The organism is Mesorhizobium sp. M1088, assembly GCF_040318575.1.
In the GTDB taxonomy this organism is placed as follows: Bacteria; Pseudomonadota; Alphaproteobacteria; order Rhizobiales; family Rhizobiaceae; genus Mesorhizobium.
In genome coordinates this window covers 369,060-381,437 of record NZ_JAMYMO010000002.1, presented here as the reverse complement: position 1 = coordinate 381,437, position 12,378 = coordinate 369,060, and the positions used below count along the sequence as shown (strand labels likewise).

Genomic DNA, 12,378 nt, shown 5'->3' with positions numbered 1-12,378 from the left:
CGAATCGGCTATGTTGGTCGCCGGTACTTTGGCCAAGTCGGCGTGGGCCAAAGTGGGGAGTAGCCTGTTTCTTGAACCAAGCCGGCCAATGATCTAGATGGCCGCAACAGACTCAACCGATTTAAACCGGCCTTGGCGCCGAGGGGACGCTCTTCATGGATCGCATCAGAATTGTCGGCGGCAACAAGCTTGCCGGAAGCATTCCGATCTCGGGCGCGAAAAACGCTGCGCTGCCGCTGATGATCGCCGCGCTTTTGACCGATGACACGCTGACGCTGGAAAACGTGCCGCATCTGGCCGATGTCGAGCAGCTGATCCGCATCCTCGGCAATCACGGCGTCGACTATTCGGTCAATGGCCGCCGCGAAAAGCAGCAGGAAGGCTATTCGCGCACCATCACTTTCTCGGCCCGCAACATCGTCGACACGACGGCGCCTTACGAGCTGGTGTCGAAGATGCGGGCGTCGTTCTGGGTGATCGGCCCGCTGCTGGCCCGCATGGGCGAGGCCAAGGTGTCGCTGCCCGGCGGCTGCGCCATCGGCACACGGCCGGTTGACCTCTTCCTCGAAGGCCTGCAGGCGCTGGGCGCCGATATCGACGTCGACACCGGCTACGTCATCGCCAAGACCAGGAACGGCCGGCTTGTCGGCAACCGTTATGTGTTCCCGAAAGTTTCGGTCGGCGCCACCCATGTGCTGATGATGGCGGCCTCGCTGGCCAAGGGCGAGACGGTGCTCGAAAACGCCGCGCGCGAGCCGGAGATCGTCAACCTCGCCGAATGCCTCAACGCCATGGGCGCGAAGATCTCGGGCGCCGGCACGGCGACCATCACCATCGACGGCGTCGAGGCGCTGTCGGGTGCGCGCGTCAGGGTAATCCCCGACCGCATCGAGACCGGCACCTATGCGATGGCGGTGGCGATGACCGGCGGCGACGTCGTGCTGGAAGGCGCGCGGCCCGACCTGTTGCAGACGGCGCTCGACATCATTTCGCAGACCGGCGCCGAGATCACGCAGACTAATTCAGGCATCCGCGTCAGGCGCAACGGCGCCGGCATTTCGCCGGTCGACGTGACAACGGCGCCCTTCCCGGCTTTCCCGACCGATCTGCAGGCGCAGTTCATGGGCCTGATGACGATGGCCAAGGGCAAGTCGCGCATCACCGAGACGATCTTCGAAAACCGCTTCATGCACGTCCAGGAACTCGCCCGGCTAGGCGCCCACATCACGCTGTCCGGCCAGACGGCGATCGTCGACGGCGTAGCGAAGCTGAAGGGCGCGCCGGTCATGGCGACCGATCTTCGGGCCTCGGTGTCGCTGGTCATTGCCGGCCTTGCGGCCGAAGGCGAAACCACGGTCAACCGCGTCTACCATCTCGACCGCGGCTTCGAGCGGCTGGAGGAAAAGCTGTCTGGCTGCGGCGCGGAAATCGAGCGCATTTCGGGGTAATGATAGCAGGCTCAGGTCGGCGCTGCCCCTCACCTGCCTGCCGGCATCTTCTCGCCGTATAGGGACGGGGAGAAGGGACGCCTCGCGAAGGATTTCGCCAATCTCCGGCGTTGCGGAGAGGGTGCCGAGGTTGCGGCCAGCCCCTACACCCGTCCCTATACGGGGAGAAGGTCCTGGCAGGAGGATGAGGGGCAGCGCCGACCGGGGCGATTGCCTGGCCAAGACCTCCGGCGCGGTTGCACGAGCCGGAAAGACCGCCTAACAGAAGGTCGAATAATCAACTCGCAGGTGCGAATTCCGCATGAATGGCCTCAAGCTTGTCGCGCTCGACGATCAGGATCTGAGCATCATCTCGGCGCATGTCCAGGATGCCGTCATGAAGGTCAGCGATCTCGAATACCTGCCTTCGGTAAAGCGCTTCGTGCTGACCATGAACCGCTTCGTCTGGGAGGCGAAATCCGGCTTCTTCCGCCAGCACAATGAGCGGCGGCAGGCCGTGCTGCATTTCGACCGGGTGCTCGGCGCCAAGACCAGCGGCATTGCCCGCGACAAGCCCGACGAAGTGCTGTCGCTGCTGGCGATCAGCTTTCTCGCGCTCGACAAACCGGCCGGCATCGTCGAGCTGATCTTTTCGGGCGGCGGCGCGATCATGCTCGATGTCGAATGCATCGAGGCACGGCTTGCCGATGTCGGCGGCGCCTGGGAAGCGACGTCGCGCCCGGTCCACAGGGTTTGAGCCGATGGCCATCACGCTTCGCCAGTCCGACGCCGATTTCGAGCAGCGCTTTGCCGCGTTCCTGCTGACCAAGCGGGAAGTCTCGGCCGATGTCGACGCCGTGGTGCGCGAGATCATCGCCAAGGTGCGTGCCGAGGGCGACGCGGCGCTGGTCGGGTACACGCAGAAATTCGGCGGCGGTGACCTGGCCAGGCTCGGCATCGCCGTCTCCAGGGACGACATTGCCAAGGCTTACGAGGCCGCCGATCCGCAGACGGTCGAGGCGCTGAAATTCGCGCGCGAGCGCATCCGCTCCCACCACCAGCGGCAGATGCCGCAGGACGACCGCTACACCGATGCCGCCGGCGTCGAGCTCGGCTCGCGCTGGACGGCAATCGAGGCCGTCGGGCTCTACGTGCCGGGCGGCACGGCGAGCTATCCTAGTTCGGTGCTAATGAACGCGGTGCCGGCCAAGGTCGCCGGCGTCGAGCGCATCGCCATGGTGGTGCCGGCCTCCGGCGGCGAGGTGCCGCCGCTGGTGCTGGTGGCAGCCGACCTTGCCGATGTCTCCGAAATCTACCGCGTTGGTGGCGCCCAGGCGATCGCGGCCCTTGCCTATGGTACCGAAACGATAAAGCCCGTCGCCAAGATCGTCGGCCCTGGCAATGCCTATGTCGCGGCGGCCAAGCGCCAGGTGTTCGGCACGGTCGGCATCGACATGATCGCCGGGCCGTCGGAAGTGCTGGTTGTCGCCGACGGCAGCAACGATCCGGACTGGATCGCCGCCGACCTCCTCGCCCAGGCCGAACACGATGTGTCGGCGCAGTCGATCCTGATCACCGACGACCGTGCCTTTGGCGCAGCGGTCGAACAGGCGGTGGAGCGGCAGTTGCAGAACCTGCCGCGCGGAGCAACGGCGGCGGCGAGCTGGCGCGATTTCGGCGCCGTCATCCTGGTGCCGACGATCGAGGCAGCACTGCCGCTGGTCGACCGCATCGCGGCCGAACATGTCGAGCTTGCCATCGACGACCCAGAGGGCTTCCTGGCGCGGATGCGCAATGCGGGTGCGGTGTTTCTCGGCCGTCATACGCCGGAAGCCATCGGCGACTATGTCGCCGGCTCCAATCACGTGCTGCCGACGGCGCGCTCGGCGCGCTTTTCGTCCGGGCTTTCGGTGCTCGATTTCGTCAAGCGCACCTCGATCCTGAAGCTCGGGCCGGAGCAGTTGCGGGCACTGGCGCCGGCGGCGATCACGCTCGCCAAGGCGGAAGGCCTCGATGCACATGGACGCTCCGTCGCCATCCGGCTGAACATGTAGAAATGTCCGACTACGACCAAACCCGCGCCAGGCTGATCGATGTCGAGCTCGACGAGACGATCGGCCGCTCGACGCCCGATGTCGAGCATGAGCGGGCGGTGGCGATCTTCGACCTGATCGAGGAGAACCGCTTCCAGCCGGTCAATGACGACGGCGCCGGGCCGTACCGGCTAAAACTGTCGCTGGCCGAATCCCGGCTGGTGTTCGCCGTGGCGCGCGAGGACGGCGCAGCCGTGGTCACCCACATCCTGTCGCTGACGCCGCTTCGGCGCATCGTCAAGGACTACTACATGATCTGCGAAAGCTATTACGATGCCATCCGCACCGCGACGCCAAGCCATATCGAGGCGATAGACATGGGCCGGCGCGGCCTGCACAATGAAGGCTCGCAGAGGCTGATGGACCGGCTTGCCGGCAAGATCGAGATTGACTTCGACACGGCGCGCCGGCTGTTCACGCTGGTTTGCGTGCTGCACTGGCGAGGCTGAAACTGGCCGCCCCGCTGCCCCGCCAGATCCTGCCCCGCTCGATCCTGTTTGTCTGCGGCATGAACGCCGTGCGCTCGCCGATGGCCGAATTGCTGGCGCGCAAGGTGCTCCCGCCTACCACCTTCGTCGCCTCGGCGGGAGTGCGCGGCGGCGAACGCGATCCGTTCGTCGATGCCGTGCTGGCCGAAGAAGGGCTGTCGCTCGGCGAACGGCACCCGAGAACGATGGATGACCTCGAGGACGATTATTTCGACCTGATCGTCACGCTGGCGCCGGAAGCCCACCACATCGCGCTCGAACTCACCCGCTCGCTGGCCGTCGAGGTCGAGTATTGGCCTATGCCCGACCCGACCGGCGTCAGCGGCACGCGCGATCAGATCCTGGCCGCCTACCGCGACGTGCGCGAGCGGCTGAAGGGGCGGATCGGCCGCCGTTTCCTCGGCAACGGGGCTGAAAACGCCGCGGATTAAGCATGTTCACAAGCGGGCGTTTATCATATAGGTTCCGCGCAACTTTCCGGCCGGGGCGCTGGAAGTACCCATCCAAGCAAAGGTATCGAATGCCGAAGGAAGAAGTCCTCGAGTTTCCGGGTGTCGTGACGGAACTGCTGCCCAACGCGATGTTCAGGGTCAAGCTCGAAAACGAACATGAAATCATCGCCCATACGGCCGGCCGCATGCGCAAGAACCGCATCCGCGTTTTGACCGGCGACAAGGTCCTGGTCGAGATGACGCCCTACGACCTGACCAAGGGCCGCATCACCTACCGCTTCAAGTAAGTTCAAGGACCCGGCCGGGATCGCGATGGGCATTTTGCAGAAGCTCGTGCTTGCCTCGGGTTCGCCACGCCGGATCGAGCTGCTGCAGCAGGCCGGCATCGAGCCGGACCGTGTGCTGCCGGCTGATGTCGACGAGACCCCGCTGCGCGCCGAACACCCGCGTTCGCTGGCCAAGCGCCTGGCGACGCAGAAGGCCGAGAAAGCGCTGGCCTCGCTGAAAACCGAGACGGACTACGCGCCGAGCTTCGTGCTGGCGGCCGACACGGTGGTTGCCGTCGGGCGACGCATCCTGCCCAAGGCCGAGACGCTCGACGACGCCGCCAACTGCCTTGGGCTTTTGTCCGGCCGTTCGCACCGCGTCTATTCCGGCATCTGCCTGATCACACCTGGCGGCAAGCAGCGCTTGCGGCTGGTCGAGACCAGGGTGCGCTTCAAGCGGCTGCCGCGCGAGGAGATCGAGGCCTACATCGCATCCGGAGAATGGCGCGGCAAGGCCGGCGGCTATGGCGTCCAGGGGCTTGCCGGCGCCTTCGTCGTCAAGCTTGTCGGCTCCTACACCAACGTCGTCGGCCTGCCACTCTACGAGACGGTAGCGCTTTTGAGCGGCGAAGGGTTTAAGGTGCACGCCAACTGGCTGTCGGGTGCGCGGATATGAGCCCGGACGACAAGGTCACGCCGTTGCGGCCCAAGCGGCCCTGCCCCGAATGCGGCAAGCCATCGGCGCGCGAAACCTACCCGTTCTGCTCGACGCGCTGCAAGGACATCGACCTCAACCGCTGGCTGAAGGGGGTCTACGTCATCCCGGGCCGCGACGACGAGGATGAGAACGACGACCAGAAATAGCACCGTCCACCTGCGGTTTTCCACAGGCTTGGGACGGTTTCGCAGCCGCGATCGTGACCGATGATCGGCCTTGCGGACTGCCTGTCGTTTCCCGCCTGAAATCAATGTCCAGAACTTGTTCCATCCGGACACTGTCGGACGGAACAGCTTCTGGCGTTTGTCTGAGCATGATCTTTTCCGAAAACCGGATTCCACTTTTCGGGATCATGCTCTAAGCGCTGGACAGGCCGGATTCCCGTGCTATAACCCACGCGCTTTCAAGGGGTGCCGACGGCGCTTTCATGAACCCGGTGTGCAGATTGCCGCCCACCGGAGCAGGCCCAGATAGCTCAGTTGGTAGAGCAGCGGACTGAAAATCCGCGTGTCGGTGGTTCGAATCCGCCTCTGGGCACCATTTTTTTCCTGTCCAACCCGGACACATAGGTCACGGTTAATACCAGAGACATGGGTGACAACCTCGCGCAGATCGGATTGTCGATGGCGTGCAAGAATTATCTGGACCATGGCGCCAGCGGCTCCTGCTCGCCGGCCAAATGTCGATGGAGAGCATCTTCGGCATCTTGGATCCCGCTCTGGCCATAACCGCTCTACAGACCGAGGGCGCAGCCGTCCTTGCGCGGTTCAGAACCGCCCAGCAGGGTCCCGTTTGCCCAATCAATGCGAATGGCCTGCGCACCGCCGATCGGGTCCGTGGCGGGAATGATTTCGAAACCGCGTCGGCTAAGTTCAGCTACGGTTTCGCCAGCGAGCCCGTGTTCGGCCTGGACGTTCATGGTGCCGCTGACGGGGGCGACCCGCGGCAGATCAATCGCCTCCTGCAGATCCATCCCGAAATCGAGCACCTTCGTCAGCAGGTGCGCGTGGCCCATTGCCTGGTAGTAGCCGCCCATAACGCCGAAAGGCATTTCTGCCCGGCCGTCTCTCGCAAGCATCCCGGGTATGATGGTATGCAAAGGTCGCTTGTTCGGCGCCACTGCATTGGGGTGCCTGGGGTCAAGCGAAAAGCTTTGCCCGCGATTGTGCAAGACGACACCGGAGCGTGGCGAGACCAGGCCCGAGCCAAAGCTGTCGAAGACCGAGTTGATGAAACTGACCGCATTGCGGTCCTTATCGACAACGGAAATATAGACCGTGTCGCTGTGCAGCGGCATATCGAACGCCGGCAGGTCCGCGCGGGCGCGCTTTAGGTCAATCATGCCGGCCAGACGATCGGCCCAGGCATTCGACAACATCTCGGCCACCGGGACCTCGGAAGTGTCGGGATCGGCGACGAGCAGGTCACGCGCGGCGTAAGCGAGGCGTGTTGCTTCGATTTCCAGGTGAAGCCGGTCCGCGGATTGCGGGTCGCCGTGCGCTTCGAAGCGCGAGAGGATGTTTAGAATGAGCAGCGCGATCACACCCTGGCCATTCGGCGGACATTCGAACACATCGCAGCCTCGGAACGCCGTGCTGATCGGGGTCACGTATTCGCCTGTTGCCGAGGCGAAATCTTCGAGTGTGTGCAATCCGCCGAGCCCACGAAGATAGGCGACCATGTCGTCGGCCACAGGGCCAGTATAGAAGGCCTCTCGTCCCTTCTTGGCGATCAGCCGCAGCGTTGCAGCCAACTCAGGCTGGCGATGCACTTCGCCAACACGTGGCGCGCGGCCGTTTGGCAGGAAAATCCGTTTCGCGGCTACATCGGAGGCCAGAAGTTCTTCTTCCAACGCCCAGTCACGATGGACCCGCGGTGAAATGGCGTAGCCTTCCTCGGCGAAACGTATAGCGGGGGCCAGGATTTGATCGAAGGGCATATGTCCATGATCAGCGTGCAATCTGGTCCAGGCATCGATGGCTCCCGGGATGGTGACGGAGCCGGGAGAATTGCGGGCCACCTCGGCCATGCCACGTTCGAGGAACCAGTCAATTGTCAGGGCGGCGGGTGTCCTGCCCGATCCGTTGTAGGCGATGACCTCGCCGGATCCGTTTCGCGACAGAAGAGCGAAGCAGTCGCCTCCAATGCCGGTCGAGGCTGGCTCGACGACACATTGCACCGCGCAGGCTGCGATGGCGGCATCCATGGCGTTGCCGCCGGCCGCCATGATCTCGACCGCCGTCAGGGTCGCCGACGGATGAGAGGTGGCGGCCATGGCCTCGCGTGAAACGACGACCGAGCGCGTTGGTTTCTCAAAATTTCGCATGCTATGCCCTTCTGATCGTGCTCAAGAGGCGGCGTCGCTCATCGTCGAGGGGCGGTGCCGCAGATGCCGCGACATCCAGTATTCGAGTGCCGCCAAGGCCCGAATGATCGCGAAATTCAAAGTGAGATAAATGGCGCCCGCGCAGATGAAGACTTCAAAGGCGCGGTAGGTCTGGGAGATCAATCCCTGGGCAATTCCAGTCACCTCCATCAAGGTCACGATGGAAGCCAGAGACGTGCCCTTGATCATCAGGATGATTTCATTGCCGTAACTCGGCAGCGCCTGGCGAAAGGCCAGCGGCAGGATAACGTGCCGATACGTCAAATAGGTGGACAGGCCGACAGACCGGGCCGCCTCGACAAGGCCGCGTGGCACCGATTGAATCGCGCCGCGGAGGATTTCGCTGCCATAGGCGGTGGTGTTGAGGGTCAGCGCGATGATTGCGCACCAGTAGGGTTCGCGGAAAACGGTCCATAATCCAATTGCCGACAGTTGGTGCCGGAACTGACCAAGGCCATAATAGGTCAGAAAAATCTGCACCAGCAGAGGCGTGCCCCTGAACACGGCAACGAAGCCACGGATCGGCAAGACGACGAAGGGCGATTCCGATTGCTGGGCAAGCGCCAATGTGACGGCAAGAATGAAGCCGGCAACGATGGAAGTCAGGGCCAGTTCCATCGTGAGCGGCAGGCCGGCGAGTAGCTTCGGCAGGATCTCGAGGAAAAAACTGAAATCTATCATGCCGACCGGACGCGCCACGGCGCCTTCCGTTCCAGACGGTAAAAGGCGTGGCCCGTGACGGAAGCGATAGCCAGATAGAGCAAGGCTGCAGCAATGTAGAAAATGAACGGTTCACGGGTCGAACCTGCAGCGATCTGCGCCTGGCGCATCAGTTCAACGAGGCCGATTACCGATATCAGCGACGAGTCCTTCAGAACCAACTGCCACACATTGCCGAGACCTGGCAGCGCGTATCTCAGGAGCTGGGGAAAAATAACCTGTCGCAGCCGCTGCAGCCGGTTGAGACCAAGCGCGCAAGCGGCATCGTGCTGTCCCTGGTCGATGGCGACGTAAGCCCCTCGATAGACCTCGGCTTGATAGGCGCCCGAGATGATCGCGATAGCCAAGGTTCCGGTGGCAAAGGCCGGAACGCCGACGAATCCGGACCCGCCCAGGCTATGACCAAGCGAGGTCAGGGCGACGCTACCTCCATAGTAAAGCAGATAAATGGTCAGAAGGTCGGGCACGCCCCTGAAAACCGTGCAATAGCCAAGGGCCAAGAACCTCAATATTTTGGAGTTGCGGAGACGCCCGGCCGCTGCCAGCCCGCCAAATACAGCGCCAAGCGCAAAGCCCAGCATAGACAGGAGCACTGTGACCGAGGCCGCCATGAGAAGAGCAGCCCCCCAACCTCCGTGCTGGAAACCAAGCAGCCGGAATGCGTCAACCATTGATACCCCCGGCATTGATACCCCCGGCATTGATGCCCCCGGCAGGACGAACGGCTCAGCTCCGGAACGTGGTCAGGAATGGCCGTTCGCCGGCAAGCGCTTACTTGACTGGAGTAACGTCGCTCTTGAGCCATTTAAGCGACAGGGTTTTGATCGTGCCGTCGGCGGTCGCGGCGTCGATGGCGCCGTTGAGCATGTCTTTCAGTTTGGTGTCCTCTTTGCGGATGCCGGCCCCGGAGCCAAGACCGAAGAGACCCCCGACAAATCCTGGTCCTGCAAGCGTATAGTCGCTGAACTCCGGCTTGCTCAGCGTGGCGGCCAGCGCTGTCTGTTGCGCGAAGAGCGCGTCGATGCGACCCGCGGCAAGATCGAGATCGTGTTGCTCGGTGGTCTTGTATTCGCGAATCTCGGCGACGTCCGAGAAGTATTTTTTCAGGAATTCCAGGTTCGCCGTTGCAGCCTGAACTCCAATGATCTTTCCCTTCAGCAATGGCTTGAGCTTGTCGATTGCCGCCTGCGAAGTGGCTTCATTGTCCAGCTTGAACCGCTCGTTGGAAATGCCGAGCTTGCCCAGTTCGCTATCCTTGGCGACCGCGAAACCTGAGGGGTCAACCGCATATGGCTGGGTAAAATCAATGACCTTCAGACGTTTTTCAGTGATGAACATGCTCGCCATGATCACGTCGAACTTGCCGACGGTCAGCGCGGGGATCATGCCGTCCCAGTCCTGTGCGACGATCTTGCACTCGATCTTCATTCGCCCGCACAGATCATTGGCGAGATCGACTTCGAAGCCGTCCAGCTTGCCGTCGGCTGTTGTGAAATTCCAGGGCGCGTAGGCTCCTTCGGTGGCAATGGTAATTGCCTTTGGTGTTTCTTGTGCAACGGCGGCCTGGACCAGGCCAAACAGGACCGACGCAATGGCTGCGATGCGGCTAATTTTCATGTCATTCTCCTCTTTTTTGCCGGTACGGCAGTTCCCTTTCGTCGTGCCGGATTATCTTTCGGCTTCAACGAGTTAGATGGTATTCCCTAGCGGCGGCCGGGACTTGCGAAGTTGGCCAGAAGCGGCGCTGTCTCGACGATATGATCCCGCATGACGATCTCAGCCTTGCCGGCGTCACCTGACCGCAGCACGTCGATCAGGATCTCGTGCTCGGCACGCGCGCTGGCGGGTTTGTCGACATAGTCGAACCAGATGCGCAGGTAGGGCTCGATCACGACGTGCAGGCTGGCAATCTGCCGGACGAGTTTGGGTCGGTTGCTCAGTTGGCAAATCTGCAAATGGAAGGCCTGATGGCGCACGACCCAGTCGCTGCTGCCGGTCTGGCTGGCGCGCTCCATGCGGTCCAGCTGGCGTTCCAGTTCTTCAAGCACTTCGGCATCGATGTGCGGCATGGCAAGCCTCACCGCCAGCCCTTCGAGCACCGAGCGTATTTCAAAGGTTTCGTAGATCTCATCGAGGGTAAGCCCGGCGACGATGCAGCCACGGTTCGGGCGAATGACCACAAGACCTTCCGCGGCCAGTTGGCGGAATGCTTCGCGAACCGGCATGCGGCTCATGCCGATTTCCGTCGCGATCTCTTCCGGGATCAGCCGGTCCCCGGCCCGATAACGCCCCATCCTCAGGGCCCGCTGAATGTGGCGATAAGCTTCCTCCTCGGCGGTCGTGATGCCCAACGGCTCGATTGCGTCAGCTGCCATGTCCCAGGTCCGATCAGAGCGTATCTGTGTATCCACTTATCCAGTTGTCGAAACCTGTGTCAAGCACCGATGCTTGGGCGCTTTAGAATTTCTCTTGTGAGAATAAGCACTTGGCAGGGGAAATCGGGCTAAGCACACCGTGATCGGCTAAGCCGCTGATCGGCCTACTTTTCAACGTCCGGCAAAAAGGCCCGCCGCTCCATTTGCGAAGCGGCGAGGCCCCATATTCGGGGACGATTGCCGGGATTTCCCGGCATTGCCTGCAGTGCAATTCAGGTGCCAGATTTGTTGATCCAAAACGGGTCACCGCACCGGAGGCGCCAATGCGGACCTTCCGCGATCACGCTACTGCCGCGCTTTGCCGTTCCTGCTATGTTACTTTGCGGCGGACGTAATTTTTCCGCCTGGCCGGCGCCCCATCAGGCAACTTACCCCAACGCGCCCCCCAGTGGCGCCGGCCAATTTCCCCTTATTGGGGCACGGGCGCGCCGATTCCGTTATGCGCTTTCGAGCTATGGCAATCCGCCGGCGAGCCGCCTTGTCCAGCCTGCAACCATCAGTCCGCACGCGATTCCCGCGCAGTCGGCGACCCAGTCGAATAGATCCGGGTCGCGCCCTATCAGTCGCACGGCCTGAAGCCCCTCGATCGCCGCGCCCGTGAGAACGAGGAGTACGATCAGCTTCGCCTTGCGTTCCGGCCAGCCGAGACTTCCGAGAGCCGCCAGGACGACGAAGGCGGCGGCGTGATTGAGCTTGTCGTGATCAAACGTGAAAGCCAGGCCAAGGCCCCGCAGGACTTGCTCCGGCAAAAGGGCGAACAGCAGAACGCCGGCAAACGCGGCCGTAAAGGCAAACCTTGCCACGATCTGATAAGAATCCAGGCGCGACAAGGATAGAATGGCCTTTCATCCGAAATCTGCAGGGAATACCGCCGGCCGCCATAGTCGCGAGCGAGCGCGGTGTCCAATTTCCGCCGTCGGGGCGTCCGATGCATCGTCAGAATGAATGAATGCCGCGGGTCAGCCGCTGGGCAGGCCGAACTGCTGGGAGTGCTCTGCAATGGTGCGGCTTCCGCGATCACGCAATTACCTGCTGCGCCGGCGCGGCTACAATCTGGCTGCGGCGGACCTGATTTCCGCTTGACCGGCGCTGCGTCAGGGCACCTTACCCCATGCCACACGAAGCGGCGCCGGCCAGAATTCCATCGATTGCGTGATGACCGACCCGCGTCAAAAAAGCCCGCCGCCCTGTCGGACGACGGGCTCCGTTGCCTGGGCGCCAGGGCGCCGCGGTAACGACAGATGTTACTAATGCTCCCGCAGGCCTCCAATATGCTGCTGCCGAACGGCGTTGCGCATCGGCTAAACAAACGAAGCCCGCGCCTCTGGCGGAGGGCGCGGGCCGATCGGGTTGCACCCGATCTGCAGCAGAAACCTGGGAGGTTCCCGCTGCT

General features: G+C 62.7%; 14 protein-coding genes and 1 tRNA gene. 9 read left to right on the top strand and 6 right to left on the bottom strand.

From position 1 onward, the window contains the following. The first annotated feature begins 155 nt into the window (after positions 1-155). The 9 genes from murA to NKH49_RS04495 all read left to right on the top strand — a co-directional run bounded on the left by murA (position 156) and on the right by NKH49_RS04495 (position 5,984). A complete protein-coding gene (murA, locus tag NKH49_RS04535) occupies positions 156-1,448 on the top strand; it encodes a UDP-N-acetylglucosamine 1-carboxyvinyltransferase (RefSeq protein ID WP_023677408.1) in 1,293 nt (430 codons plus the stop codon). 301 nt (positions 1,449-1,749) lie between these two features. Continuing rightward, entirely contained in the window at positions 1,750-2,184 is a 435-nt protein-coding gene (locus tag NKH49_RS04530; RefSeq protein WP_352470153.1) for a DUF2948 family protein, read from the top strand. Positions 2,185-2,188: 4 nt separating this feature from the next. Beyond that, on the top strand, positions 2,189-3,481 hold the full coding sequence (hisD, locus tag NKH49_RS04525; RefSeq protein WP_352613944.1) for a histidinol dehydrogenase: 1,293 nt from the start codon (positions 2,189-2,191) through the stop codon (positions 3,479-3,481). A 2-nt stretch (positions 3,482-3,483) separates the two neighbouring features. Continuing rightward, a complete protein-coding gene (locus NKH49_RS04520; protein ID WP_352613943.1) occupies positions 3,484-3,969 on the top strand; it encodes a UPF0262 family protein in 486 nt (161 codons plus the stop codon). Next, on the top strand, positions 3,957-4,439 hold the full coding sequence (locus NKH49_RS04515; protein WP_502907732.1) for an arsenate-mycothiol transferase ArsC: 483 nt from the start codon (positions 3,957-3,959) through the stop codon (positions 4,437-4,439). Before NKH49_RS04520 ends, NKH49_RS04515 begins: the two co-directional genes overlap by 13 nt. 89 nt (positions 4,440-4,528) lie before the next feature. Beyond that, the gene (gene infA / locus NKH49_RS04510; protein ID WP_006200926.1) at positions 4,529-4,747 is read left to right on the top strand and encodes a translation initiation factor IF-1; all 219 of its coding nucleotides are present in this window, start codon (positions 4,529-4,531) and stop codon (positions 4,745-4,747) included. Positions 4,748-4,772: 25 nt separating this feature from the next. Then, the gene (locus NKH49_RS04505; RefSeq protein WP_352470150.1) at positions 4,773-5,402 is read left to right on the top strand and encodes a Maf-like protein; all 630 of its coding nucleotides are present in this window, start codon (positions 4,773-4,775) and stop codon (positions 5,400-5,402) included. Then, on the top strand, positions 5,399-5,590 hold the full coding sequence (gene yacG, locus NKH49_RS04500) for a DNA gyrase inhibitor YacG (protein ID WP_023677402.1): 192 nt from the start codon (positions 5,399-5,401) through the stop codon (positions 5,588-5,590). Before NKH49_RS04505 ends, yacG begins: the two co-directional genes overlap by 4 nt. Positions 5,591-5,908: 318 nt before the next feature. Further along, positions 5,909-5,984: transfer RNA gene (locus NKH49_RS04495), tRNA-Phe, on the top strand. Between the two features lie 193 nt (positions 5,985-6,177). Here NKH49_RS04495 and ggt read toward each other — a convergent pair. From ggt to NKH49_RS04465, 6 genes are all read right to left on the bottom strand, one after another. Then, positions 6,178-7,770, bottom strand: a complete 1,593-nt coding sequence (gene ggt, locus NKH49_RS04490; RefSeq protein WP_352613942.1) for a gamma-glutamyltransferase — start codon at positions 7,768-7,770, stop codon at positions 6,178-6,180. A 21-nt stretch (positions 7,771-7,791) separates the two neighbouring features. Beyond that, the gene (locus NKH49_RS04485; RefSeq protein WP_352613959.1) at positions 7,792-8,511 is read right to left on the bottom strand and encodes an ABC transporter permease; all 720 of its coding nucleotides are present in this window, start codon (positions 8,509-8,511) and stop codon (positions 7,792-7,794) included. Beyond that, positions 8,508-9,221 (bottom strand): ABC transporter permease, encoded by a 714-nt coding sequence (locus tag NKH49_RS04480; RefSeq protein ID WP_352925214.1) that lies wholly within the window; start codon positions 9,219-9,221, stop codon positions 8,508-8,510. Before NKH49_RS04480 ends, NKH49_RS04485 begins: the two co-directional genes overlap by 4 nt. 100 nt (positions 9,222-9,321) lie before the next feature. Further along, the gene (locus NKH49_RS04475; protein ID WP_352470146.1) at positions 9,322-10,167 is read right to left on the bottom strand and encodes a transporter substrate-binding domain-containing protein; all 846 of its coding nucleotides are present in this window, start codon (positions 10,165-10,167) and stop codon (positions 9,322-9,324) included. An 86-nt stretch (positions 10,168-10,253) separates the two neighbouring features. Continuing rightward, positions 10,254-10,901 carry a GntR family transcriptional regulator gene (locus tag NKH49_RS04470; RefSeq protein WP_352683191.1) on the bottom strand — a complete coding sequence of 216 codons (648 nt, stop codon included), beginning with the start codon at positions 10,899-10,901 and terminating at the stop codon, positions 10,254-10,256. Between the two features lie 536 nt (positions 10,902-11,437). Next, positions 11,438-11,815, bottom strand: coding sequence for a VanZ family protein (locus tag NKH49_RS04465; protein WP_352613941.1), 378 nt, complete (start codon positions 11,813-11,815; stop codon positions 11,438-11,440). Positions 11,816-12,378: the final 563 nt, after the last annotated feature.

Excerpts from the sequence above, each read along its gene's own strand:
- murA (WP_023677408.1), top strand. The coding sequence starts at position 156 with ATGGATCGCATCAGAATTGTCGGCGGCAACAAGCTTGCCGGAAGCATT.
- NKH49_RS04530 (WP_352470153.1), top strand. The coding sequence starts at position 1,750 with ATGAATGGCCTCAAGCTTGTCGCGCTCGACGATCAGGATCTGAGCATC.
- hisD (WP_352613944.1), top strand. The coding sequence starts at position 2,189 with ATGGCCATCACGCTTCGCCAGTCCGACGCCGATTTCGAGCAGCGCTTT.
- NKH49_RS04520 (WP_352613943.1), top strand. The coding sequence starts at position 3,484 with ATGTCCGACTACGACCAAACCCGCGCCAGGCTGATCGATGTCGAGCTC.
- infA (WP_006200926.1), top strand. The coding sequence starts at position 4,529 with ATGCCGAAGGAAGAAGTCCTCGAGTTTCCGGGTGTCGTGACGGAACTG.
- NKH49_RS04505 (WP_352470150.1), top strand. The coding sequence starts at position 4,773 with ATGGGCATTTTGCAGAAGCTCGTGCTTGCCTCGGGTTCGCCACGCCGG.
- yacG (WP_023677402.1), top strand. The coding sequence starts at position 5,399 with ATGAGCCCGGACGACAAGGTCACGCCGTTGCGGCCCAAGCGGCCCTGC.
- ggt (WP_352613942.1), bottom strand. The coding sequence starts at position 7,770 with ATGCGAAATTTTGAGAAACCAACGCGCTCGGTCGTCGTTTCACGCGAG.
- NKH49_RS04485 (WP_352613959.1), bottom strand. The coding sequence starts at position 8,511 with ATGATAGATTTCAGTTTTTTCCTCGAGATCCTGCCGAAGCTACTCGCC.
- NKH49_RS04480 (WP_352925214.1), bottom strand. The coding sequence starts at position 9,221 with ATGGTTGACGCATTCCGGCTGCTTGGTTTCCAGCACGGAGGTTGGGGG.
- NKH49_RS04475 (WP_352470146.1), bottom strand. The coding sequence starts at position 10,167 with ATGAAAATTAGCCGCATCGCAGCCATTGCGTCGGTCCTGTTTGGCCTG.